22 protein-coding genes, 2 tRNA genes and 1 pseudogene are annotated in these 24,005 nt (G+C 67.8%); 20 read left to right on the plus strand and 5 right to left on the minus strand.

The window, feature by feature from the left end; all coding sequences use genetic code 11:
• The first annotated feature begins 106 nt into the window (after window positions 1-106).
• The 3 genes from HUA76_RS23655 to HUA76_RS23665 all read left to right on the plus strand — a co-directional run bounded on the left by HUA76_RS23655 (window position 107) and on the right by HUA76_RS23665 (window position 3,484).
• Window positions 107-310 carry a cold-shock protein gene (locus tag HUA76_RS23655; RefSeq protein ID WP_141640610.1) on the plus strand — a complete coding sequence of 68 codons (204 nt, stop codon included), beginning with the start codon at window positions 107-109 and terminating at the stop codon, window positions 308-310.
• Window positions 311-517: 207 nt separating this feature from the next.
• On the plus strand, window positions 518-2,503 hold the full coding sequence (locus tag HUA76_RS23660; RefSeq protein ID WP_254614421.1) for a hypothetical protein: 1,986 nt from the start codon (window positions 518-520) through the stop codon (window positions 2,501-2,503).
• Between the two features lie 30 nt (window positions 2,504-2,533).
• Window positions 2,534-3,484: a class I SAM-dependent methyltransferase gene (locus HUA76_RS23665; protein WP_174462146.1), complete on the plus strand. Its 951-nt coding sequence runs from the start codon at window positions 2,534-2,536 to the stop codon at window positions 3,482-3,484.
• Window positions 3,485-3,494: 10 nt separating this feature from the next.
• Here HUA76_RS23665 and HUA76_RS23670 read toward each other — a convergent pair whose 3' ends face one another.
• Window positions 3,495-4,220, minus strand: coding sequence for an FKBP-type peptidyl-prolyl cis-trans isomerase (locus tag HUA76_RS23670; protein ID WP_174462147.1), 726 nt, complete (start codon window positions 4,218-4,220; stop codon window positions 3,495-3,497).
• A gap of 164 nt (window positions 4,221-4,384) precedes the next feature.
• On the opposite strand from HUA76_RS23670, the gene HUA76_RS23675 reads away from it, so the two are divergent.
• From HUA76_RS23675 to HUA76_RS23740, 14 genes and pseudogenes are all read left to right on the plus strand, one after another.
• The gene (locus tag HUA76_RS23675; RefSeq protein WP_141640614.1) at window positions 4,385-4,735 is read left to right on the plus strand and encodes a PilZ domain-containing protein; all 351 of its coding nucleotides are present in this window, start codon (window positions 4,385-4,387) and stop codon (window positions 4,733-4,735) included.
• 116 nt (window positions 4,736-4,851) lie between these two features.
• On the plus strand, window positions 4,852-5,658 hold the full coding sequence (locus HUA76_RS23680) for a hypothetical protein (protein ID WP_141640615.1): 807 nt from the start codon (window positions 4,852-4,854) through the stop codon (window positions 5,656-5,658).
• 48 nt (window positions 5,659-5,706) lie between these two features.
• Window positions 5,707-6,120, plus strand: coding sequence for a PEGA domain-containing protein (locus HUA76_RS23685; protein ID WP_371823510.1), 414 nt, complete (start codon window positions 5,707-5,709; stop codon window positions 6,118-6,120).
• A 293-nt stretch (window positions 6,121-6,413) separates the two neighbouring features.
• Window positions 6,414-7,571 (plus strand): AI-2E family transporter, encoded by a 1,158-nt coding sequence (locus tag HUA76_RS23690; protein ID WP_174455555.1) that lies wholly within the window; start codon window positions 6,414-6,416, stop codon window positions 7,569-7,571.
• A 5-nt stretch (window positions 7,572-7,576) separates the two neighbouring features.
• On the plus strand, window positions 7,577-8,362 hold the full coding sequence (locus HUA76_RS23695) for a hypothetical protein (RefSeq protein WP_174462148.1): 786 nt from the start codon (window positions 7,577-7,579) through the stop codon (window positions 8,360-8,362).
• Window positions 8,359-9,045, plus strand: coding sequence for a uracil-DNA glycosylase (locus HUA76_RS23700; RefSeq protein WP_174462149.1), 687 nt, complete (start codon window positions 8,359-8,361; stop codon window positions 9,043-9,045). Before HUA76_RS23695 ends, HUA76_RS23700 begins: the two co-directional genes overlap by 4 nt.
• Window positions 9,046-9,141: 96 nt before the next feature.
• Window positions 9,142-9,213: transfer RNA gene (locus HUA76_RS23705), tRNA-Val, on the plus strand.
• 76 nt (window positions 9,214-9,289) lie between these two features.
• Window positions 9,290-11,218 carry a threonine--tRNA ligase gene (gene thrS, locus HUA76_RS23710; RefSeq protein ID WP_174462150.1) on the plus strand — a complete coding sequence of 643 codons (1,929 nt, stop codon included), beginning with the start codon at window positions 9,290-9,292 and terminating at the stop codon, window positions 11,216-11,218.
• Window positions 11,219-11,490: 272 nt separating this feature from the next.
• Window positions 11,491-11,697, plus strand: coding sequence for a 50S ribosomal protein L35 (gene rpmI / locus HUA76_RS23715; RefSeq protein WP_141640619.1), 207 nt, complete (start codon window positions 11,491-11,493; stop codon window positions 11,695-11,697).
• 95 nt (window positions 11,698-11,792) lie between these two features.
• Complete coding sequence (gene rplT, locus HUA76_RS23720) at window positions 11,793-12,140, plus strand: 50S ribosomal protein L20 (RefSeq protein ID WP_141640620.1); 348 nt, start codon at window positions 11,793-11,795, stop codon at window positions 12,138-12,140.
• A gap of 160 nt (window positions 12,141-12,300) precedes the next feature.
• Window positions 12,301-13,350 carry a phenylalanine--tRNA ligase subunit alpha gene (pheS, locus tag HUA76_RS23725; RefSeq protein WP_141640621.1) on the plus strand — a complete coding sequence of 350 codons (1,050 nt, stop codon included), beginning with the start codon at window positions 12,301-12,303 and terminating at the stop codon, window positions 13,348-13,350.
• 91 nt (window positions 13,351-13,441) lie between these two features.
• On the plus strand, window positions 13,442-15,856 hold the full coding sequence (gene pheT / locus HUA76_RS23730) for a phenylalanine--tRNA ligase subunit beta (protein ID WP_174462151.1): 2,415 nt from the start codon (window positions 13,442-13,444) through the stop codon (window positions 15,854-15,856).
• Window positions 15,857-15,955: 99 nt separating this feature from the next.
• Window positions 15,956-16,234: pseudogene (locus HUA76_RS23735) on the plus strand (integration host factor subunit alpha); the annotation flags it as partial.
• 208 nt (window positions 16,235-16,442) lie between these two features.
• A tRNA-Pro gene (locus tag HUA76_RS23740) sits at window positions 16,443-16,519 on the plus strand.
• A 57-nt stretch (window positions 16,520-16,576) separates the two neighbouring features.
• Here HUA76_RS23740 and HUA76_RS23745 read toward each other — a convergent pair.
• Window positions 16,577-17,884: a polysaccharide deacetylase family protein gene (locus tag HUA76_RS23745; RefSeq protein WP_174455392.1), complete on the minus strand. Its 1,308-nt coding sequence runs from the start codon at window positions 17,882-17,884 to the stop codon at window positions 16,577-16,579.
• A gap of 135 nt (window positions 17,885-18,019) precedes the next feature.
• Here HUA76_RS23745 and HUA76_RS46485 point away from each other — a divergent pair, with 135 nt between their 5' ends.
• Both HUA76_RS46485 and HUA76_RS23755 read left to right on the plus strand, forming a co-directional pair.
• Complete coding sequence (locus tag HUA76_RS46485) at window positions 18,020-18,766, plus strand: galactosyltransferase-related protein (protein ID WP_174455393.1); 747 nt, start codon at window positions 18,020-18,022, stop codon at window positions 18,764-18,766.
• A gap of 15 nt (window positions 18,767-18,781) precedes the next feature.
• Window positions 18,782-19,609: a glycosyltransferase family 2 protein gene (locus HUA76_RS23755; protein ID WP_174462152.1), complete on the plus strand. Its 828-nt coding sequence runs from the start codon at window positions 18,782-18,784 to the stop codon at window positions 19,607-19,609.
• A gap of 92 nt (window positions 19,610-19,701) precedes the next feature.
• Here HUA76_RS23755 and HUA76_RS23760 read toward each other — a convergent pair whose 3' ends face one another.
• The 3 genes from HUA76_RS23760 to HUA76_RS23770 form a co-directional block, all read right to left on the minus strand.
• Window positions 19,702-20,631: a biosynthetic peptidoglycan transglycosylase gene (locus HUA76_RS23760; protein ID WP_217440074.1), complete on the minus strand. Its 930-nt coding sequence runs from the start codon at window positions 20,629-20,631 to the stop codon at window positions 19,702-19,704.
• 95 nt (window positions 20,632-20,726) lie between these two features.
• The gene (locus tag HUA76_RS23765) at window positions 20,727-21,548 is read right to left on the minus strand and encodes a sulfotransferase domain-containing protein (protein ID WP_174462154.1); all 822 of its coding nucleotides are present in this window, start codon (window positions 21,546-21,548) and stop codon (window positions 20,727-20,729) included.
• Between the two features lie 206 nt (window positions 21,549-21,754).
• Complete coding sequence (locus HUA76_RS23770) at window positions 21,755-22,498, minus strand: aspartate/glutamate racemase family protein (protein ID WP_174455397.1); 744 nt, start codon at window positions 22,496-22,498, stop codon at window positions 21,755-21,757.
• A gap of 143 nt (window positions 22,499-22,641) precedes the next feature.
• Here HUA76_RS23770 and HUA76_RS23775 point away from each other — a divergent pair, with 143 nt between their 5' ends.
• Window positions 22,642-23,949 (plus strand): nucleotide disphospho-sugar-binding domain-containing protein, encoded by a 1,308-nt coding sequence (locus HUA76_RS23775; protein WP_174462155.1) that lies wholly within the window; start codon window positions 22,642-22,644, stop codon window positions 23,947-23,949.
• Window positions 23,950-24,005: the final 56 nt, after the last annotated feature.

Consider the following 24,005-nt stretch of genomic DNA (forward strand, 5'->3'; position numbering starts at 1 on the left):
GGACTTCCCGGGGAAAGGCCGCATAGATTCCCCGGGTCCTTTAGGGTTCGCTCGGTAGGACCGGACGGCGGATTTTCGCGTCCGTGACGAAAGAAGAAGAAATCGAATGGCTACTGGTACCGTGAAGTGGTTCAACGATGCGAAGGGCTTCGGCTTCATCACCCAGGACGGCGGTGGTGAGGACGTGTTCTGCCACCACACCGCCATCAACATGGATGGCTTCCGCACCCTCCAGGAGGGGCAGAAGGTGGAGTTCGAAGTGGCCCGCGGCCCCAAGGGTCTGCAGGCGCAGAACGTCCGCGCTGGCTGATTCCCGACGTCGTTCGCAACGACTTCCTGGATGCATCATGAGGGTCCGGCCTGCCAAGGTCGGGCCCTTCGTGCTTTCTGGTGCCTGCCCATGTCCTCTTCAAAGCCACGCTTCGTTTCCGCCGTCCGTTCCTGGCCTCTGTTGTTGGCATTGGGATGTGCCACCCCCGCACGGCCCCCTGTCATTGCGCCGGAGGAGTCCCGAGCCATGAAGCCCGCGTTCGACCTGGCGGCGGTGAAGGCCGGACTCGTGGCGAAACATGGGGAGGCGTCGCGCGAGCGCATCGAGCGGGGCGTCGATCAGGTCGCCCTGCAATGGCGGGCCGAGGACGGAGACCTGTCTGTCTTCGTGAGTGAGCAGTTCGTGTCGGATGCGCGGGTGTTGGACGCGACGTTCGCCCGGTTGGAGCGGCTGTTCGAGCAGTTGGATGGGCACATGCTCGAGCTGGGGCGCGAGACGCAGTGGTACACGGACCTGGACCTGGGGCCGCTGTTGCCGGTGGAGCCGCTGGTGGCGGCCTATGACCCGTCCTCGCACGTCACCGAGGACCTGTTCCGCGCGAAGGTCGCCTTCGTGGTGCTGCTCAACTTCCCGCTGACGACGCTGTCGGAGCGTACGGAGAAGGGGCCCACGTGGACGCGCAGGCAGTGGGCGGAGGCGAGGCTCGCCGGGCGCTTCAGCATGCGGGTTCCCGCGGATATCGCCCAGGAGTCCTCGCGTGAGGTGGCGGCGGCGAACCTCTACATCGCCGAGTACAACGTGTGGATGCACCACCTGCTGGACGAGCGCGGCGAGCGGCTCTTCCCGAAGGGGCTGCGGCTCATCAGCCATTGGAACCTGCGCGACGAGCTGAAGGCGGACTACGCGGACCCGCGAGGGCGCGAGAAGCAGCGCATGATCGTCCAGGTGATGGAGCGCATCATCACCCAGACGATTCCGGCGGCCGTCATCGACAACCCGAGGCTGGACTGGAACCCATACACCAACGTCGTCACGGTGGCGCCGGCGGACACGGTGAAGGCGGATGCGCCATCGAAGGAAGCCAAGGCGGACGCGACGCGGGAGCAGGACGTGCGTTACGCGCGGCTGCTCGCCATCTTCCAGGCCGCGCGCAGGGCGGACCCGTACGTGCCGGTGGCGCCCACGCGCATCGCTCGCGCCTTCGAGCTGGGTCGGGAGCTGCCCGAGGAGCGGGTAAAGGCGCTGCTGACGCAGGTGTTGGAGTCCCCGCTGGTGCCGCGTGTGGCGAAGGAGATTGAGACAAGGCTGGGCCGGAAGCTGGAGCCGCAGGACGTCTGGTATGCGGGCTTCAAGCCGGGTTCCCAGCGGCCGGAGTCGGAGCTGGATGCGTTGACTCGCCAGCGCTACCCGAGCGCGGAGGCGTTTGCGCAAGACATGCCCCGCATCCTTCGAGGCATGGGGTTCAGCGCGCAGAAGGCGGACTGGCTCGCGGCGCACATCCGCGTGGATGCCTCGCGGGGGGCGGGACATGCCCAGCAGGCGATGCGCAGGGGGGACTTCCCTCGGCTGCGCACGCGCGTGGAGAAGGAGGGCATGAGCTACAAGGGCTACAACATCGCGGTGCACGAGCTGGGGCACAACGTGGAGCAGGCCTTCAGTCTCTACGGCGTGGACCACACGTTGCTCACGGGTGTCCCCAACAACGCCTTCACGGAGGCGCTGGCCTTCGTGTTCCAGGCGCGGGATTTGGAGCTGTTGGGGCTGGGCAAGCCGGATGCGGCCAGCGAGCGGGAGCGGGTGCTCGGCGACTTCTGGCAGACGTGGGAGCGCTCGGGCATCGCGATGGTGGACATGGGCGTGTGGCACTGGCTGTACGCGCATCCGGAGGCCACCGCCGCGGAGCTGCGTGAGGCGGTGGTGTCGATCTCCCGCGACGTGTGGGCCCGCTACTTCGCGCCGGTGCTGGGGGGCGAGGGGACCACTCTGCTCGCCATCTACAGCCACATGATCAGCTACCCGCTGTACCTGCCGGATTATCCGCTGGGGCACCTCATCGCGTTCCAGATTGAAGAACACCTGTCTCGCAAGGGGCCGCTGGGCGCGGAGTTCGAGCGGATGGCGACCTATGGCTCGGTGACGCCGGACGTGTGGATGACGCATGCGACGGGCGCACCGGTGAGCGCGGAGCCGCTGCTGCGGGCGACGGAGGCCGCGTTGAAGGGGAAGCCGTAGTCCCACGCGGTGGTAGGCTGCGCGCCGCACATGCCCATCAAGCGTCGACTCAAGGAGCTGCTGGCCCAAGGACTGGTGAACGGAGGTCGGCGGCTCGGGCTGCTCGACGACCCTCGGCTGTTCCAGGTCTTCGAGCGGAGCGGCTACCACGTCACGCCGAACCACTTCTATCAGCCCATCCCCGACACAAGCTCGCTGCCGGAGTCGCTCTGGAGCGCGCGCTCGGAGCTGGTGGGCGTGGACCTGCGCGAGTCCAGGCAGCTCGAACTCCTGGAGCGCTTCTCCACGCAGTATCGCGACGAATACACGGCCTTCCCGCGCGAGCCCACGGGCGTCCCGCACGAGTTCCACCTGGACAACAGCGCGTTCGGGACGGTGGACGCGGAGCTGCTGTACTGCCTGGTGCGGGAACTCAAACCGCGCCGGCTCTTCGAGATTGGCTCGGGCTGGTCCACGCGACTGGCCGCGCAAGCGTGCCGGGTGAATGAGTCACACGGCGCGCCCGCGTGTGAGCTGGTGGCGTTCGAGCCCTACCCGAGCGACGTGCTGCGCGCGGGATTCCCCGGGCTGACGCGCCTGGAGCCGATGAAGGCGCAGGACATTCCGTTGTCGGAGGTGGCGAGGCTGGAGGAGAACGACATCCTCTTCATCGACTCGAGCCACGTGTTGAAGGTGGGCAGTGACGTCCAGGTGGAGTTCCTGGAGCTGCTGCCCCGGTTGAAGAAGGGCGTGGTGGTGCACATCCACGACATCTTCCTGCCAGCGGAGTACCCCAGGTCCTGGGTGCTGGAGCACCGGCGCTTCTGGACGGAGCAGTACCTGCTCCAGGCGTTCCTGTCCTTCAATGACAGCTTCGAGGTGCTCTGGGGCAGCAGCTTCATGCACCTGACGCATGCGGACCGACTGCGTCAGGCCTTCCCGTCGTATCGAGGCGCTCCCGTGGACTGGCCCGGGAGCTTCTGGATTCGTCGGGTGAAGTGAGCCGCGCGGCTTACCGCCGGGACGTGTCGCCGGGAATGTCCACCAGCTCCACGTCGAAGACGAGGACGGCGTTGGGCGGAATGCGCGAGCCCGGAGGAGGGCGCTCGCCGTACGCGGTGGCGCCGGGGCACGTGAGCTTCGCCTTGCCGCCCACCTTCATCCGCGCGACGCCCTGGGTCCAGCAGGCGATGACGCCGTTGAGAGGGAACTCGACGGGGATGCCGCGCTTGGCCGACGTGTCGAACACCGAGCCATCCACCAGTCGCCCTTCGTAGTGGACCTTCACGGTGTCGGTGACGCGGGGGCTCTTGCCGTTGCCCGCCTGCGTCTCGCGGTAGATGACGCCCGTAGGCAGCTTCACCGCGCCGGGCTCCTTCGCCGCGCGCTCCAGCGCCGCGTTGCCGGCCTGGGACTGACGCGACTTCGCGAACGCCTGAATCTTGGGCGCGTACTCCTTGGGCTCGACGGTGGCAGTGCCCGCCATTCCGTCGGCGACGCCGCGCTGGAGGATGAGGACTTCTTCTGGCGTGAGGGCGAAGAGGGAGAGGTCCTTCCCCACGCTGACGCCGAGCGCGTAGATGGTCTTTCCGTCCTCGGAGAGTTCCCCGGCAGGAGTCGGGGCCGCGGGAGCCTTCGCGGTGGGCTCGGACTTCTTCGCCGCGCCGCCACCCTGGGCGTGTGCTCCCGTGGTGCCAAGCACCAGGGCGAGTGTCGCCATGCACATCGTCGTTCGCATGCTTCCACCTTTCATCATGTGGGCTGGAATATAGGGCCCACGCGCTCGCGCCCAGCACGGAGTGGTGGGTCGTTTTCTTGCGAGTTCAGCACCTGCCTCTACCCTGCATCCAGGTTGCTTCAACCCCGGAGCAACCTGTTGCACGCAGCGGAGGCGACGGAGCGATGAGCGACAAGCGGAAGGCGAAGCGGGCGCCCCTCGACATCTACCTGAACAAGTACATGGGCGGCGTGCCGTACATGTCGCGGGCCGCGGACATCAGCCCGGAAGGGGTGAGTCTGGCACGGTTGATTGAACCCCAGCACGAGGCCAAGCGCGTGGGCCTCCAGTTCCAGCTCCCGGGCTCGGAAGAAATCATCTACGCGGAAGGCGAAGTCGTACGCGAGTGGGTGGAGCTGTCCACCGCCAAACGCGGCGAGCGCTCCGGCGTGAAGTTCACCCTCCTCACCGAGCGGCACCGGAAGATGATCGACGCCTACGTCGACCGTCACGGCCGCCCGGGCAGCGAGAACTGACGCGACGCGTTGCTCCTCGGAGGTTGTCTTGACTTCCAAGGAGGCGGGCTCCTTGAATGGGCAGCCATTCTGCCCTGGGACTACCCAAGGTATCGGGTGAGGACGGGAGGAGCTCCATGCGGCATTTGCGATGGGCGGTGTTGCTGGCCGTGCCTCTGTCGGCGTTCGGCCAGGGCAAGGCGGCGAAGCCCGTCCCCACCGTTGAGGTTGTCCGTCCGGTGGGGAGTGTGGGCGTGAATTGGGAGGGGCAGGTGCTTCGGGCGACCGGGGCGGGTGCTCCCGATTTGAAGGCGGCAAATCCGGGGCAGGCGCGCCTGGGGGCCGAGCGCTCCGCGAAGCAGGATGCGTCCAAGAATCTCCTCGAGCAGGTGCGCACGCTGCAGTTGAGCGCGGGGCGGAGCGTCGGCGACGAGATGGCGCGGAGCGAGGTGCGCGAGCGGGTGGAGACGGCGGTCCGCGGCCACAAGGTCGTCGCCAAGCGTTTCTTCTCGGACAGTGGCGTGGAGCTGGATGTGGAGGTGCCGCTGGCGGCGATTACGTCCGCGTTGGTGGTGCCCGCACCGGGAGCGACCATCGTCTTCAACAGCGCGGGCGCGAAGAAGTACACGGGGCTCGTGGTGGATGCGCGAGGTTTGGGGCTCAAGCCCGTGCTCGCGCCCCGGCTGCTGGATGCGGCGGGCAAGGCGCTCTACGGCGCGGGTGCGCTCGCGAGCGAGGTCCGTGAGTCCACCGGTGTCGCCGCGTGGTTCAACAGCCTGGATGCGGCGAAGAAGGCCGCGCTGGTGGGAGAGAAGCCCATGGTGGTGAAGGCCACCGGGTTGAAGGGCTCCGACCTGGTGCTCGCCTCGGATGACGTGAAGACGCTGGGAGAGGTCAACACGGGCTTCCTGGCCGAGGGCCGTGTCGTCATCGTCACGCAGTAGCGCGGATGCTGGCTCCCGAGGCCCGGTTCCGCGCGGCAGGGGACTTCGGTGGAAGGTCGACAGGGTGATGGGGTGAGTGGTGCGCGGGTGGGACGGTGGCCGAGGTACGGCGCGGGATTGTTCCTGCTGTCACTGCTGGGGTGCGCGGGGCAGCAGGAGCCCGACTCGATGGCGCGGGCGCGCGAGCTGATGGCTGGTGCCCAGGGCACGAGCGGAGACGTGGTGCTGCGGTGTGATCCCGATGACGCCGAGGTGTATCTGGACGGCGTGCTCCAGGGCGCGTGCAGCGACTACGCCGGCAATCCCCGGGGGCTGACGCTGGGGACGGGCCTGCATCAAATCGAAGTGAAGAAGCAGGGGTACTGGCCCTATACGACGTACTACGAGCCCAGTGGTGCCCGGGCGAGGCTGACCATCCAACTGCGCTCCTCGGAGAGCGCGCCCGGGGGAAGCACTCCGTGACGGGTGTCGCCGGTTCGCGGCGGGGATGTCCAAGGGGGCTGCCTGCCGTTCATCCAACCAGGCGGGACCGCGCCACGGATGCCCTCGTGGTTTCCCTGGAAGCCTGGGCGATGATGAGCCGTGGGTCCGGGCTTTTCCGTCCGAACCCTGACGGGGCCTAAGCTGGACGCTTTCGGGATGCGCAATGACGGCTTGAAGAAGCCGTAATCCACGAACGATTCGTGGAAGAGGAGTGGGTCATCGGACGCCGCAACAACAAGAAGAGCAGCCCCGGGTCGGTGAGCCAGTCGCCGGTGCCTCCCGTGCTTCACTCCGTGAAGGAGGCGCCGTCGCCGCCGGTGGCAGCGGTGCCGGAGGTCGAGCTGACGGAGGTCGAGGCTCGTCGCATCGACCTGTGGTGGTCGGCGGTGATGGTGGGCTCGCTGGGATTGGTGTTCGCGCTGCTGGCGGTGTTCGGCGGCGTGGCGGTGCCGGTGCTGCTGGCGCTGTCCGGAGCCTACATCTTCAATCCGATGGTGACGGCCCTGGAGCGCAGGGGGTTGGATCGGACGCTGGGGACGACGGTGGTCTTCGTGGCGGGGACCCTGCTGATGGTGGGCGCGGTGCTCTATCTCGTCCCGGTGTTTCGTGACGAGGCGCTGAAGCTGCCGGACTTCTTCCGTCGCGCGAGCACGCAGGTGGTGCCTCGGCTGGAGGGGTTGCTGGGGCGCTCGGTGCCGGACCTGGTGCGGCAGCGCACCACGGAGTTGGGACAGCAGGCGTCGGACCTGGTGCAGAGCGCGGGCCCCGCCGCCGCGCGCCTCCTGGCGGCCTTCGCGGGCAACACGGCGCGGTTCGTCGTGACGCTGCTGGGGCTGGCGGTGGTGCCGGTGCTGGCCTTCTTCTTCCTGCAGGACTACCCGCGATTGATGGGGCGGCTGAAGGACCTGCTGCCGCGTCGCGCGGTGGGGCTGGTGGGGCGTCGCTTCGCGGAGGTCGACGAGGTGCTGTCCGCCTTCGTGCGCGGGCAGCTGACGGTGGGCGCGATGCTGTCGGTCATCTACGCCGCGGGCCTTTCGGTGGCGCGCATCGACATGGCCATCGTCATCGGGGTGATCGCCGGGTTCGGCAACATGGTGCCGTACCTGGGGACGGGGCTCGGCATCGTGCTCTCGCTCGTGGGGCTGATGCTGTCGTGGCAGGGGCCCTGGCAGCTGGGCGTGGTGGCGGGCACGTTCATCTTCGGCCAGATGCTGGAGGGCTTCGTCATCACCCCGCGCATCGTCGGAGAGAAGGTGGGGCTCGCGCCGGTAGCGGTCATCATCGCCATCCTGGCGTTCGGTGAGCTGTTCGGCTTCGTGGGCATCCTCCTGGCGGTGCCGGTGGCGGCCATCCTCAAGGTTGTCTTGAGCGTGGTGGTGCAGCGCTACCAGCGGACCTCGCTGTACACGGGCGAGGCTCGCTCGAAGTGATCGGCGTGGCGGTGTTGCTGGCGGCGGTGCTGGCGCAGGCTCCAGGCCCCGCCAGCCTGACGCTGCCCCACTATCGGCTCCACCTCCGGGTGGATGAGTCGGTGGATGCGGATGCCCTGCGCTCCCTCGCTGGTAGCGGGACGGTGCTGTGGCTGAGCACCCGCTCGAACATGTTGCGAGACTCGACGCTGGAGGCGCTCAAGAGCTTCCCCGAGGTCTATGTCCAGGTCCGTCCACCGCTCCTGGAGGCGCATGCGCGGCAGCTCGGGCGGGCACCCCGGGTGGGGCTCTGGGTGGATTCGTCGACGCTCGACGCGTCGGGCTGGCACCACCGGCTGGGGCCCAGGGCCGTGGCGGTGGAGGTCCGTGGGGTGCTCGATGTGGACGTCGCCAGTCGCGTGGCGGACGTGAGGCCCTCGCGGGTGGCGTGGTTTCCCGGGCCCGAGGATGCGAGCCTGGCGGGCTGGGGCGAGTTCGTGCAGCTCCCGGGTGCGAAGCTGCTGGGGCCCATCGCGCTGGGTGGGCGCGACGTGGCTCTCGGCGCGTGGCCCTGGAGGTCTTCGGCTTCGAGGGTCTTGTTGTGGACCGACGCGAAGGGGAGGGCGCTGGGAAGCGCTGTCCGGCGGATCCGCGTGAGGGAGCCCTTGGATGAGGTGACCCTCGTCGCGCTGTTCGTCCAGGAGCCGGCCACGGAGCTGGAGCTTGAAGTGGGCGCGGACCTGGAGTCCCTGGGTTATGCCCGGGCCTGGGTCGAGCGGCTGGAGGCCGCGGTGAGCGGGAGCGCGCGGTGACGAAGCTGGAGCAACTGCATCAGGAGATTTCGTCGTGCCGGAGCTGTCCCCGGCTGGTGGAGTGGCGCGAGGAAGTCGCCCGGGTGAAACGCCGCGCGTACCGCGAGTGGACCTACTGGGGGCGGCCGGTGCCGGGCTTCGGAGATCCGCGGGCGAGGCTCGTCATCGTCGGCCTGGCGCCGGCGGCGCATGGGGCCAACCGGACGGGGCGCATGTTCACCGGAGACAGGTCCGGGGACTTCCTCTTCGCGGGACTGCACCGGGCGGGGTTCGCGAACCAGGGGACGAGTGAGCACCGGGAGGACGGGCTGGCGCTGAGGGATGCCTTCATCGTGGCGGCCGCCCGCTGCGCTCCACCGGACAACAAGCCGCTTCCCGAGGAGCTGGCTCGCTGTGCGCCGTTCCTGGATCGGGAGATGGCCCTGTTGCCCGCCCGGGTGCTGCTCGCCCTGGGGGCCATCGGCTGGAACGCGGCGCTCGCCTCGCTGGAGCGGACCGGAATGAAGTTCAGATCGCCGCGCCCCGCGTTCGGACACGGGGCGGAGCTGGAGCTCCCGGATGGGCGGATCCTCCTGGGCTGCTACCACGTCAGTCAGCAGAACACGCAGACGGGGCGGCTGACGCCGGCCATGTTCGACGCGGTGATGGCGAGGGTCCGGGCGCTGATCGCAGCGAAGCCGTAGGGACGCGCCGGGAAATTGGGAAGATCGGATGCGCAGTCGCGTGTTTGCTTGACAGCTACGGGAGCCCGCTGTTATTCCCCGCGCCACCTCAGCACCGGGTCGTTAGCTCAGCGGTAGAGCACTACCTTGACACGGTAGGGGTCAGTGGTTCGATCCCACTACGACCCAACACAGTTGATGTGATCTCCAGCGGGCGGCACGGCTTTCAAGAGCCCTGCCGCCCGCGGTTTTTCCGAGGTATCGCATGTCCGACATGATCACGGTCACCCTCCCCGACGGCAGTCAGAAGCAGGCCGCCCGGGGGACCACCATCGCGGACTTCGTTCGGGAGAGCATCGGTGCCGGCCTGGCGAAGGCCGCGCTGTTCGCTCGGGTGAACGGTCAGGACATGGACCTGGCCCGGAAGCTCGACGAGGACGCGAAGCTGCAGATCTTCACGCCCAAGAGCCCGGAGTCCCTGGAGCTCATCCGGCACGACGCGGCCCACGTGGTGGCCAGCGCCGTCCAGAAGCTCTTCCCCGGCACGCAGGTGACCATCGGTCCCGCGACGGAGGAGGGCTTCTACTACGACTTCTTCCGCGAGAAGCCGTTCACGCCCGACGACCTGGAGAAGATCGAGGCCGAGGCGAACGCCGAGCTGAAGCGGGACCTCACGTTCGTCCGGACCGAAATCTCCATGGACGACGCCATTCGCCTCTTCGAGGAGAAGGGCGAGAAGTTCAAGGTGGAGATCGTCAAGGACATCGCCGCGCGCGGCGCCAAGACGCTCACCCTCTACACCCACGGTGACTGGGTGGACTTCTGCCTGGGGCCCCACGCCCCGAGCACCGGGAAGATCGGCGTCATCAAGATCCTCTCGTCCAGCGGAGCGTACTGGCGCGGTGACCACCGCAACCCGATGCTCCAGCGCGTCTACGGCACGGCCTTCTTCGACAAGAAGGCGATGCAGGAGTACCTGACGCGCATCGAGGAGTCGAAGAAGCGCGACCACCGCAAGCTGGGCAAGGAGCTGGACCTCTTCCACTTCCACCCGTACGCGCCCGGCGCCGCCTTCTGGACCCCGAAGGGCACGACGTTCTACCAGACGCTCTCCGACTGGATGCGCCGGCTCACGGCGAATGACGGCTACGTGGAGATCAAGACGCCCCTGATGTTCAACAAGGGCCTCTGGGAGACGAGCGGCCACTGGGGCAAGTACAAGGAGAACATGTTCCTCGTGCTCGACAGTGAGTCGGGTGAGCATGACTTCTCGCTCAAGCCGATGAACTGCCCGTCGCACCACCTGTTCTACGGCTTCAAGAAGCACAGCTACCGCGACCTGCCGCTGCGCCTGCACACCCAGGACGTGCTGCACCGCAACGAGGCGGCGGGCTCGCTCGGCGGCCTCACCCGGGTGCGCCAGTTCGCGCAGGACGACGCGCACATCTACTGCACGGAGGCGCAGATCACCGACGAGGTGAAGCGCTTCGTGAAGCTGCTGGACCACGTCTACAAGGCGGTGGGCCTGACGTACGCGGTGAAGCTGTCCACGCGTCCGGAGCAGCGGCTGGGAGATGACTCCCTGTGGGATCGCGCCGAGGCGGGCCTGAAGACGGCGCTCGAGTCGCTGGGCCTGGAGTACGAGCTGGCCCCGGGCGACGGTGCCTTCTACGGCCCGAAGATCGACTTCACGGTGTCCGACAGCATCGGGCGCCGCTGGCAGCTGGGCACCATGCAACTGGACTACCTGGCCCCGGAGCGCTTCGACCTGTCCTACGTGGGCGAGGACAACGCGCTCCACCGGCCCGTCGTGCTCCACCGCGCCATCTTCGGCTCCTTCGAGCGCTTCACCGCCATCCTCATCGAGCACTTCGCGGGGGCCTTCCCGGCGTGGCTTGCGCCCATCCAGGCGGTCATCGTCGTCGTGGCGGACCGGCAGGCGGACTACGCGCGCAAGGTGCGCGACACGCTGCGGGCCAAGGGCTTCCGGGTGGACTTCGACGACCGAGGCATGTCCCTCAACGCGAAGATCCGCGAGGCGCAGCTCCAGAAGATTCCGTTCACCCTCGTGGTGGGCGACAACGAGGTCGCCGCGGAGGGCGTGGCGCCCCGCCGGTACGGGGGCGAGGACCTCAAGAGCATGAAGCTTGCGGACTTCGAGGCCCTGTTGGCCAAGGAGACCGCCCTGCCGTAGGCCGTTGGACGGGGTGGTCCGTGCATTGCGGACAGGTCTTGACTCCCCGTCATGCCCAAGTATCTTGGGGCACTTTTGTAGGAATCGTCGCACCCAGCCCGAAAGGGCAGGGGGCGCGGGGACGGTAGGTCGACGGCTTGGCGTGCGGTCGGCGGTAGCCATTCCAGTTGAAAAGAAATAGTGGTAGAGGCTGCCGGCTCCCGCCGTGGCCTTGGGTGAAAACGCCAGAGGCCGTGACGCTGACGGCACGCTGTAAGGAAGGAATCAGGACGATGCCGAAGTTGAAGACCCGCAGTGGCGCGAAGAAGCGCTTCCAGGTGAAGAAGAGCGGCAAGGTCAAGCACGGCAAGGCCTACGGCAAGCACCTCTTCACTCACGCCAAGACGCCGAAGCAGAAGCGCGGCAACCGCGGCACCAGCCATCTTCGCGACATGGATGCGAAGAAGGTCATCAAGGAAATGTTCCCCTACGGGGCCTGAGCCACGGCTCGGCAACCTCGTGGCCCTTGGCGGAGCGGCGTGAAGCCGGCACCGCGCGGGGGCTGACAACCTACGCAGTCCGGAGTGAGTGAAACATGCGCGTCAAGAAGGGTGTAAAGGCTCGTCGCCGTCGCAATAAGATTTTGAAGCTGGCCAAGGGTTTCCGCGGCCGCCGGAAGAACTGCTTCCGCCGGGCGAACCAGGCGGTTGAGCGCGCCCTGGACTACGCCAGCCGCGACCGCATGCAGCGCAAGCGGGACTTCCGTCGCCTGTGGATCGTCCGCATCAATGCGGCGGCCCGCACGGTCGGCCTGTCCTACTCGAAGCTGATCGCCGGCCTGGCGAAGGCGAAGATCAGCCTGGACCGCAAGGTGCTGTCGGACATGGCCATCGCGGACCCCTCGGGCTTCGCGGCCATCGCCAACATCGCGAAGGCGGCCTGATTCACGCCGGTCCTCCCTGAGGGCCAGCGACAGAGCGGGTGAGGTGGCCTTCACGGGCCGCCCGCCTGCGTGAGTAAACGGGCTGCCTCTCCAGGGCGGCCCTTTTTTTTGCCCCGATGGGCCATGCGTCCAGGGGCCGTGCAACGGAGGCGACAAGGCCATGCGGGACAGGTTGCAGGCGTTGGCGGAGGCCGCTCGGCGGGAGATCGCGGGGGCGTCCGAGTTGCCCGCGGTGGAAGCGCTTCGGGTCCGTTACCTGGGCAAGAAGGGCGAGCTGTCCGGAGTCCTCGGCGGCATGGGCAAGCTGCCCCCCGAGGAGCGACGGGCGCTGGGTGAGGTGGCCAACATCGTCAAGGCGGAGCTGGAGAAGCTGCTCGCCGAGGCCACGCAGCGCGCGGAAGACGCCGCGCTGGAGGCCCAGCTCCAGGGGCCCGGGCTGGACGTGACGTTGCCCGGTCGCGCGGTGGCGCCGGGGAGCCGGCACCCGGTGTCGAGGACGATGGAGGACATCGTCCGGACGTTCTCCCGGCTTGGCTTCGACGTGGCCGCGGGCCCCGAAATCGAGCTGGACTACTTCAACTTCGAGGCGCTGAACCTCCCGAAGGACCACCCCGCGCGGGACATGCAGGACACGTTCTACGTGGACGAGCCGTCACTGGGGCACGCGAAGAAGGCGGACAGCTCCGTGCTGCTGCGCACGCACACGTCGCCGGTGCAGGTGCGGTACATGCTGCAGCGTAAGCCGCCCATCCGCGCGGTGATGCCGGGGCGGGTGTACCGCCGCGACTCGGACATCACCCACACGCCGATGTTCCACCAGGTGGAGGGCCTGCTGGTGGACAAGGACGTGACGTTCGCCGAGCTGAAGGGCTCGCTGGACGCGTTCGTGAAGGCGTTCTTCGGCTCGGACACGCGCACGCGCTTCCGCCCGTCGTTCTTCCCCTTCACCGAGCCGTCGGCGGAGGTGGACATCTCCTGCACCTCGTGTGGCGGCAAGGGCTGCCGCGTGTGCAAGCAGACGGGCTGGCTGGAGGTGCTGGGCAGCGGGATGGTGCACCCCAATGTGTTCACCTCCGCGGGGTATGACCCGGGCGAGGTGACGGGCTATGCGTTCGGCATGGGCGTGGAGCGCATCGCCATGCTGCGCTACCGCATCGACGACCTGCGGATGATGTTCGAGAACGACGCTCGGTTCCTCGAGCAGTTCTGAGTCCTTCGGGCGCGGCCGCCCGGAGCCTCCCGCCTGGCGGGGTGGCGTGGCCGCGCTCCTGTCTTCGTCCCGAGAGCAAGAGGGTGGACCTGTGAAGATTTCGGTGAAGTGGCTTGGCGACTACGTGGCGCTGCCGCCGTCGGTGGACGAGCTGGCGCGCAAGTTGACCGCCGCGGGCCTGGAGATCGAAGGCCTGGAGCGTCCGGGAGATGGGCTCCGAGGCGTGGTGGTGGCGCAGATCAAGGAGTCCGTGCAGCACCCCAACGCGGACAAGCTCTCCGTCACGCAGATTGACGCCGGGGGCGGCGCGCTGGTGCAGGTGGTGTGCGGCGCGAAGAACTACAAGGTCGGCGACAAGGTGCCGCTGGCCACGGTGGGCACGAAGCTGCCCAACGGGATGGAGATCAAGCAGGCCGCGCTGCGAGGCGTGGACAGCTCCGGCATGCTCTGCTCCTCGAAGGAGCTGGGGCTGAGCGAGGAGTCCAATGGCCTGCTCATCCTGTCGCCCGACTTGAAGCCGGGCACGCCCATCGCGGAGGCGCTGGGGCTGGATGACGTGGTCCTGGAGGTCAACGTCACGCCGAACCGGCCGGACGCGCTGAGCCACCTGGGCGTGGCGCGCGAGGTGAGCGTGGTGACGGGGGCGGCGTTGAAGGTGCCCCAGCCGAAGCTGACGGAGTCGGGGACGCCGGCGTCCCAGAGCGCCAAGGTCCGCGTGGAGGACTCGGTGCGCTGCCCGCGGTATGCGGCGCGCGTGGTGGAGAACGTCACCATCAAGCCGTCGCCGCAGTGGATGCAGGACCGGCTGAAGGCGTGTGGCGTGCGGGCCATCAACAACGTGGTGGACATCACCAACTACGTCAATCTCGAGTTCGGGCAGCCGCTGCACGCGTTCGACCTGGACAAGCTCGCGGGGCAGGAGATTGTCGTCCGCGGGGCGAAGAAGGGCGAGAAGCTCACCACCCTGGACGGCAAGGAGCGGACGCTGGACCAGGAAGAGCTGGTCATCTGTGACCGGGACCGGCCGCAGGCGCTCGCGGGCGTCATGGGTGGCGGGGACAGCGAGGTGACGGAGAAGACGACGCGCCTGTTGCTGGAGGCGGCGAACTTCCTGGGCTCGGGCGTGCGCCGGGCGGCGAAGCGTCATGCGCTGCACACCGAGGCGTCCCACCGCTTCGAGCGTGGGGCGGACCTGGACGCGGTGGTTCCCGCCATCGAGCGGGCGGCGCAGCTGCTCGTCGAGCTCGCGGGCGGCACGGTGGCGCCGGGGTTGATCGACATCTATCCGGCCGAGAAGCCGCCGCGTCAGGTGACGCTGCGCTTCGCCCGGGTGGAGAAGGTGCTGGGCGTGGCGGTGCCCGAGGCGGAGGTGCGGCGCATCCTGGAGGCGCTCGGCTTCCAGAAGCTGGCGGAGAGCGCGGGGCAGGCGACGTACTCGGTGCCTCGGGCGCGGGTCGACGTGGAGCGCGAGGAGGATCTGCTGGAGGAGGTCGCTCGCGTCTTCGGCTACGACAACATCCCGGCGAAGCTGCCGCGCGGGCTCGCCTCACTGGCGCCCGAGCCGGCGCACTCCGAGGCGGAGCGTCGCCTGCGGCAGGCGATGTCGGGTGCGGGGCTGGACGAGGTGGTGAACTACTCGTTCGTCGCGCCCAAGAGCCTGGAGGTCCTGGGCCTGAAGGAGCAGCCTGTGGCGCTGCTCAACCCGCTGAGTGTCGAGCAGTCGGTGATGCGCACCAGCCTGCTTCCCGGGCTGCTGGAGAACCTGTCGCGCAGTGTCCGGCACCAGGTGGAGTCGGTGTGCCTCTACGAGACGGGCCGCGCCTACTTCCGGGACGCGGAGGGGGGGCAGGGGACTCGGCCGGCGGCGCGCGAGGTGAACCGCGTGGCGGGCCTGGTGTGGGGCCTGCGAGGTGGCGGCCGGAGCTGGACGCAGAAGGATGCCCGGGCGGACTTCTACGACGCGAAGGGGGCGGTGGAGGCGGTGCTCGGGGCGCTGCGTGTGGAGGGCGTCACCTGGTCGCTCGGCGGGCCTGCGGCGTACCACCCGCGTGCCAGCGCGGAGGTGAAGTTGGCGGACGGCACGGTGCTGGGCCATGTGGGTGAGCTGCACCCTCGCGTGGTGAAGTCGCTGGGGCTGCCCGAGGGAGTGTTCGTGTTCGAACTGGACACGGAGCCGCTGTACGCGGCGGCTCGGCTGGTGCCCGAGTATCACTCGCTGCCCAAGTTCCCCGCGGTGCTCCGCGACCTGGCGGTGGTGGTGCCGGTGGAGCTGGCGAACGACTCGGTGCGGAAGGTGATCCTGGAAGTGGGGCGTCCCCTGGTGGAGGACGCGCTGGTGTTCGACGTGTACACGGGCAAGCCGATTCCCGAGGGGAAGAAGAACCTGGCGTACGCGCTGCGCTACCGCTCGGCGGAGCGGACGTTGACCGACGTGGAAGTCACGGAGGCGCACCAGCGCATCATCAGCGAGGTGAACCAGCGCCTGGGTGCCTCGCTGCGTGCCTGAATTCCTGAATGAAGTCAGAGGGTTGACTTGCCTTCGGGAAGGCTGCCACAGTATTTGGGCGTTCACCGTGCTGAGGGTGGGGGCATCCCGAGGATTCGCATGACGAAGGCGGACATCATCGAGGGCGTCTACGAGAAGGTCGGCTTCTCGAAGAAGGAGTCGGCCGAAATCGTGGAGCTCGTGTTCGACACGCTCAAGGAAACGCTGGAGCGCGGCGACAAGATCAAGGTCTCCGGGTTCGGCAACTTCCAGGTGCGCCAGAAGAAGGCGCGCGTGGGTCGCAACCCGCAGACGGGCAAGGAGATCGAAATCTCGGCCCGTCGGGTGCTGACCTTCCGGCCGAGTCAGGTGTTGAAGAGCGCCCTCAACGGGGAGGCCCCGCCGGAAGATCACGCGGAGATCGACGCGCGCGAGGAAGCGGCGGCGGACGCGGCCGAGGCCCGGGGCGAGGACTTCGACGAAGAGGGAATGGAAGATTCAGAAGGGTGAGTTTTCCCAACGCGGCCTGCTGCTCCTGCTTGACCTGGGCGTTGTGTAGGGGCATAAGGGCGCACCGTTTCACGACGGCGGCAGCAACCGCGGTTCTCGGGGCGTAGCGCAGCCTGGTAGCGCACTTGCTTGGGGTGCAAGTGGTCGCAGGTTCAAATCCTGTCGCCCCGACCATCGAAGGCCCTGGACTCCTAGGCGAAAGCCAAGAAGTCCAGGGCCTTCACCTTTTTGTCACGGCTTCGACGCGGCGGTGGCGTCCCAGCTCGGAATCTTCTTCTCGGCGAGCTCGCGGAAGGAGGGGAACTCCACTTCCTGACAGTGGCGGGCCCCCTTCTCATCCGGACAGCCCGCGGCGGCGTAGGTGAGCGTCTTCTGCATGGCGCGCCAGTAGTCGCCGCCCCGGAACAGCGCGAAGTGGTGGCCCATGTTCCACGGCACCCGCCCGAAGTCCTCGTAGGCCGCGTGGAGAGCCTTCTGGTAGTCCTCCTCCATCTGCGCTCCCGTGCCCCCCTTCGAGTTGTATGCGTCGTCCATCGAGTACGTGAGCGCACCCTTCATCCACATCAGCGGGAACTGGGCCATTCCCAGTCCGGGCTCCTTCGTCATGCGCCGGGGCGGGCCCAGCTTCCAGCTCGGGCTGCTGTCGTACGCGTAGCCGCGCGCGGACAGCACCCGGTAGAGGGCTGAATTGAAGTGCAGGAAGGGCGCGCGGAACCCCACCACCCGGTACGGCTTGAGGTTCTCTCGCTGGGGCTTCCCCTCCGCGTCGAACAACACCTTGCCTTCATGTTCGATGGGGAAGGCCGGAGGGGGAATGCAAACGTCCGTCGCGGTCGTCCACGTCGGGCTTCCGCAAACCAATCCCGCCACGCAGGGTGTATTGGCATTGCAGGTCGTGCTGCACACGCCCACGTCCTCGGTCAGGTGCAGGCACGTACCGCCCTGGCAGTCCGCGTCGGCGCCGCACCGCGCACCCGGCTGTCCCGCAGCCGCCGTCTTCAAGGGCTCCCACTTCGGGAACACCGCCTTGCCCTTCGCATCGACGACGGGCTCGAAGAGGTTCGCCTCCACCAGCGCGTGGAACTCGTCGATCTCCTTGCGCCAGGCGTCATCAGTCCATGTCTGCCCGGACGCGTGGCGGACCGTGTGGTTCGCGACCTCGTGCCCCTCGTTCAGGGCCTGCTGGGTGAGGGCCCACCGCACGCGGGCCTCTTCAGCCGTCGTCGGCACGTCGAGCGGATCAATCGCCACACCCTGCACCGTGGGGTCGTAGTACGCGGTGTTGATGAAGTAGGTGTAGTGGAGCGGCTTGCCTGTCTCCCGCTCCAGCTTCCGGGCGAACCCCAACGTGTCGAGCCACATCGCGAAGCGCTTGCTCCCGTCGAATGAGGCGGTGACTTGCAGCGGGTGCGCGCCGAAGTCCGTCTCCATCGGCTCGCCGAAGGGGGCATCGCGCTTCTTGCAGGATGCCGCCACGCAGACGAGGACGGCGAGGAGTGACATCCGCGTGAGGCGCGAGCGGACAGGGGCGACAAGCATGGGGGCGTGCTCCAGGGCAGAAGCCGTGAAGCGCGTAGAATAAGTTAAAGCCGTGAACACGGCTATTCAGGAAAATGTATCATTCGGTCCTCGCCAGGCGGTCCGGGGCTTCCGGGCACGAAGTGGAGGGAACGGGTGAATCTCAGTGTCGTCATGCCGTACTTCAAGCGCATCCGGGAGTTTCAGAGGGTGCTGCTGCTGAACGCGCCGTACTTCGCCCGGCCAGGCACCGAGGTGGTCATCGTCCTCGACGAGCCGAGCGAAGAAGGGGAGGTGATGCGCCTCGTCCGCGACTTCCCCTCCATCCGGTGGCGCATCATCGTCAACGACTTCGACCACCCCTGGCGGCCGCCGTGTCGCGCCATCAACGTGGGGGTGCGCAATGCCATCGGCGAGCACGTGCTCGTCATGTCGCCCGAGTCCGCCTTCGTCACCGACGTGCCCGCCATCGCGCTCGCGCATATCGCGGCCAACCCCGGTACGGCGGCGCTCGGCCACGTCGCCTTCGCGACGTTCGACCAGGTGGAGTCCGCCGGAGGTTCTCTCGCGACGGCGTTCACGGAACCCGTGACGATCTACGGCTCCATCTGCGTGGCCCGCGAGCGCCTGAATGCCATCCATGGCTACGACGAGAGCTTCGACCAGTGGGGCGGTGATGACGACAACCTGCGCGTGCGCCTCATGATGACGGACACGTACCTCTTTCCGCTCGAGGACATGCGCATCCTCCACCTGTCCCTCGAGCCCCGGCAGGTGCGGCAGGCCAGCGCGATGCCTTCACCCGAGTACACGCAGCGCATCTTCAGCCCCTCGTCGGCGCAGGCGAACCCCGAGGGCTGGGGTGAGAGCTTCAAGCGCATCGCCTTCGACTGGCGGCGATAGGAGATGGGACACCCCATGCTCGTGGCGGTCCTGCAGCTTCGGAACGAGGCGTACTACCTGCGCGGGTGCCTGGACCACCTGCGCGACCATGTGGATGCCTTTGTCGCGCTGGACGACGGGTCGACGGATGAAACGCGCGCCATCCTCGCCGCCGAGCCCAAGATGGCCGACGTGCTCACCAATCCGCCGCGTCCCGACGAGGTGGGCTGGGATGAGCCCGGTAACCGCTCCCGACTGCTGCGGCGGGCGAAGGAGCTGGGCGCCCGGTGGGTGCTCTGCGGTGACGCCGACGAGCGCTTCGAGCAGGGCTTTCTCGCGCGGCTGCCGGAGTACCTCCTCAAGGCGGAGAAGCAGAACCGGCCCCTGGTGGCGATGCGCTACCGGGAGCTGTGGGACGGCGTCGCGCAGTACCGCGCCGATGGCCTCTGGGGCCGGAAGACCCGCTGCTGCGCTTTTCCTCTTCCTGATGCGATGACCTTCGGAGGCCGGCGCCATACGAAGTTTCATGGCGTGTGGTACCCCGAGCAACTCCTGGGGGCCCGGCACCTGATGCTGGACCACGGCCTGTATCACCTGCGCATGGTGAAGCCGGAGGACCGCATCGCGCGGAGAGACCGCTACGTCCGGTTGGATCCGGAATCGCGCTTCCAGCGCGTCGGGTACGACTACCTCACCGAGACGCGAGGCGTGAAGCTCAAGCCCATCCCTCCGGGCCGGGAGTATGCGTTCCACACGCTCCCCGAGGATCTCCGGCAACAGGTGCCCGCCGCATACCTGGACGGAAGGCCGGCCCCATCCGCCAGCGGGCTCACCGGTTGGTTGCGCCGGCTGTTCTCCTCGTAACTCCTCCGTCAGGGCAGGCCAGCCCCAGCCCCTGTCGGTGAAGGCCTGCTCTCGCGGATGAGGGCGTGCCCTGCGCGGGCGCCCGTTGCCTCTCAGAACTTCGGGACGGGGTTGGGGCCCGTGTAGTAGCCGAGCTCGCTGCGATAGCCGCAGGACTCCTCCAGCATCCGCTCCTCGGGAATCTCCTCGGTGACGACACGGAAAGGCACGGGGGGCGGCTGCACGTCGGCGGGAGTGGGGAGCCGCAGCGCTTCCTGCAGCGGGACTCCCTTCTCGAGGGCCTGGAACAGGACCTGATGGCGGAGGACCAGTGACTGGTACTGCTCCGGGCCGAGCAGGCCGGAGATGAACATGCGCCACAGGACGGAGGCCTGCTTCTTTCGTGCTCGCTCGCGATTCGGTCCCTCCAGGGGCTGCCGCGGCGCGGGCGCGATGGCCGCCAGGAGCGTGCCCTCGAAGGCATCGAGCTGCGCGGGCTGCTTCTGGAAGTAGTACTGGCTGGCCTGTCCCACGCCCCAGACTCCGGGGCCCAGCTCCATGATGTTCAGGTAGAGCTGCAGGATGCGCTGCTTGGGCACCTCGCGCTCCAGGTCGCGGGTGAGGAGGATCTCCCGCAGCTTCCGCTCGAAGGTCTGCTCGGGTCCGAGGAAGAGGTTGCGCGCGAGCTGCATGGTGATGGTGCTGTGCCCGACGACCCGGCCGTTCAAGCGGCCGTGTATGGCCAGCAACGTCTGCCGGTAGTTGAAGCCCCGATGCTGGAAGAAGATGGTGTCCTCCGCTTTCACCACTCCGCACACCAGCGCGTTGGACATCGAGGAGAGGGGAAGCCAGGTCACCGCGAAGTTCTCGGGGAGCTGTCCCTCGGAGATGGCCAGGCGCATGTAGTTGGTGCGCTCCGGGTTCTCCTCGCCCAGCCGGCTCACGGAGGGCAGCTGATGCGACACCCAGGTGACGTACAGCGCGAAGGGGATGCCCACGACGGCGAGCAGCACCAGCATCCCGCGCGCGAGGCGCCGGAACACGCCGCGCCGCTTGGGCTTGGGGGAAACGGACCGGTCAGGGGCGCTACGGGGGCTCTGAGACATGATGCTGGCAACCCTATTCTCGTGGTCAGCTGTCAGACTTCGTTGCCGGTGATGCCAAGCTCGCGGAACAGCGGGGCCAGCGTCTTTTCGAGCAGGGCCTGCTGCCCGGCATCGAGCGCGTCGCGGCCGCTCCCCACCTTGCCCTCGCGGATGAATCCCTCCGCGCTCAAGCCTCCTGGCATGGGCGGCGCGAAGCGGGCGTTGTGCCGCTTCATGTACTCGAAGCTCGTCTTCTCCAGGATGTCCGGCAGTCGCTCTGGAGGAAGTGGAAGCGCGAGGAACGTCGCGACGCGCCGCAGCTCCCGCTCGCGGTCCGTCACGAGATCCTCGTAGCGCACGTGCAGGACGTTGGGCGCCCGGCTGTGCGGCCACCAGGACCTGAGGTGGGACGACCACCCGCGGTTCTTCATCTCCCGCTGGAAGAACTGATCGAAGTCCAGATGCGCGCCATGGGCTCTGCACACGTGGTGGTAGTAGGACACCAGGGTGTCGGACGCCGCACGCGTGACGTAGATGACTCGGCTGTTGGCGGGAGGCCTCAGCAAGCCATGGCTCAGGTGCGTCTTGAAGATGCGGGGCGAGGGCAGTCTGGCCAGCACCTGCTCCGCCTGGGGCTTCGTCCCGAGCTGCTCCAGGAATGGGGACACCTGGAGGATGTGCTCGAACTCGCCACGTCCCTCGTGGATCAACTGGAAGACGATTTGCTGCATCCACGTCGTCCCGGCCTTGGCCGCGGTGGCGATGTAGATGTCCCCAGGGCGGGGCTTGAGCCAGACGTAACGCACGCGCAGCCACGAGCGCGCCGACCGAAGCGCCCACCGTGCGCGCATCAACCCGCCAACCAGACCCCTCATCGGGTCCGGTGCTGGCCGGGTCGGACGATTCGTGACGCCGTGCCGCTCACTCATGCTCACCCGGCCAAGCTTGCCAGAGCTGCATAGTCAGAACATCGCAATATTCAGGCGATTTCTGAATTTACTTTCTTGCCCGCTATTCGCAACGCAGTGAGCCGCGACACGGAGGTGCGGGAGGGAGTCTCCAGGCACTCGCGCCCAAGCCTCTACGCGCTGCGCTTGAGGGCGTACCGGTGCGTGACGAGCGCGGGCATGCGGTTCGCCACCAGGTAGAGCGGGTCGATGTTCCGCAGGCGCTCCTGTGGGGGGCGGGTGCGCATGTACCGGGTGACGAGGTGAAGCTCGGTGCAGCCCGCGATGAAGCCGTCCACGCCATGGGCCCGGACCAGTCGCTCGCACAGGACGGCCGCCTCCGTGACGTCGCCGTGTCGCTTGAGCCGGTAGATGGCGTCGTGCAGTTCGACCTGCTCCGCGGCGCTCGTCCAGGTCAGGTGGGGCTCCGCTGCGCGCCAGCGCTCGCTGCGCTCGAAGACGCGCGCCGCGCGGGTCCCCTGGCTGGAGAGAATCAGCCAGCGCTTCCCCTCCGCGCTCACCTCGTCGAGGGTGAGGTCCACGAGCGACACGGTGAGGTCGCGCAGCGGCGCGGGGATGTGTTCGAGGAAGTGGTGCATCGTGATGCAGGCGATCACCATGCGCCGCGCACCCATGTCCCGCAGGCGCATCAACGCGCCCTCGAGCCATCGCGCCACCAACGCCTCCTGGCCCTGGATGATCGCCTGGGTGCGATCCGGCACGTTCGGGTCCGACAGCAGGACACAGGCCGGCCCCGACTGCTCCACCTCGAACGGGTTCTCCTCGTAGATGGTCTTCAGGAACTCGGCCGACGCCAGGGGCCCGAGGCCCCCCACGATGCCCAGGAGCTCGCTCGGCGCCGGGACCGCGTCCCACATGTTCGTCCGCGCGGCAGGCGGCAGCCCAAGGCTATCCAAGGTCTCGTCTCACCGGATGTCTAATCTTGCAGGTTTGAACAATAATCCACGAAAAACCATTCTACAATCCGTTCGATCCAGATCGACCTCCTCGAAGGATTCAGATGGCCACCATCCTCCTCGCGCCGCTGCCTGTTCCGGGCCACGTCAATCCCAGCTTGCGGATCGCGCGGTCGCTCCAGCGCGGCGGTCACCGGGTCATCTACCTGGGCATCCTGGAGATAGAGGACGAGGTGCGTGCCGAGGGGTTCGAGTTCACGCCCCTGTTCGGGGACGTCTTCCCCAAGGGGAAGCTCACCGAGCTGCGAGCGACCGCGGCGCGGCTGAAGGGACTGCGCCTGCTGTGGTTCCTGCGCACGCAGGCCCGTTGCTTCAACGAAGCGCTGCGCCGGATGGTCGAGGGGGAGGTCGATGCCCTCCTGGCCCCGCTTCGACCGGACCTCCTCATCTGCGACGAGAAGCTCCGGCACCTCGCCATCATCGGGCACGGGCTCGACGTCCCCGTTCTGCAGATGAACGTGACGATTCCCCCGGAGTTCATTCCACGCCCCGAGGGCGCCTCGCGGGGACCGGGGCGTGGCGCCGCGATGCCGGGTGAGCGACTCCTCATGGCGCTGGGGCTCTTTCCCCGCCTTCGCCCAGCCCTGCTGGCGTTGGCGCGCAAGCACCGCTACCCGCTGAAGAACATCAAGACCGTTCCGATGCTCGACCGGAGCCTCTCGCCCGAGCTGCTCCTCTGTCCCAAGGAGTTCGCCGAGGTGCGGGTGCGCAGCACCCCCGGGGAGTATTGCTACATCGAGCCGTGCATCGACCATGAACGCCGCGAGCCCGAGTTTCCCTGGGAGCGCCTGCGCGAGGACCGACCGCTGGTCCTCTTCGCGCTCGGGACGCTCGCCGCGACCTCGAAGCACAACCTGCGCATCCTCCAGGAGGCCTTCCTCGCGGCCGCCCGCCGCCCGGACCTTCAGTTCGTCATGGTGGTGGGCTCCACGATGGAGCCCGCGATGTTCGACGTGCCGCCCGGCGTGATCGCCGTGAAGGTGGCGCCGCAGCTCGGCCTGCTTCGGAAGGCGGCGGTGATGGTCAACCATGCCGGGACGAACAGCGTGAAGGAGTGCATCGCCTTCGGCGTGCCCATGGTCTCCATTCCACTCCAGTTCGATCAGCCCGACATCGGCCGGTTGATTGAACTTCATGGGGTGGGGCGCACCATCCCACCTCCAGAGGTCACCGCCGACCGGCTGCTCGAGGCCCTCGACGACGTCCTCCAGAATCCCGCGTACAAGAAGGCCTGCGAGCAGTTGCGGGTCCACTTCGTCCAGGCCGCGAGCGCACGGGGGGCCGCGGGCCCCATCGAGGAGTTCCTCGCGCGCCGCTCTGCCTCGGTGGGTGAGCGCCGCCGCCTGGCGTAGGCCTTTCGCGCGCTCACTGCGTCCGCGCGCGGACCCGGTCGGGCTCATTTGCATCC

Source organism: Myxococcus sp. CA056, from assembly GCF_013336715.1.
GTDB lineage: Bacteria > Myxococcota > Myxococcia > Myxococcales > Myxococcaceae > Myxococcus > Myxococcus llanfairpwllgwyngyllgogerychwyrndrobwllllantysiliogogogochensis.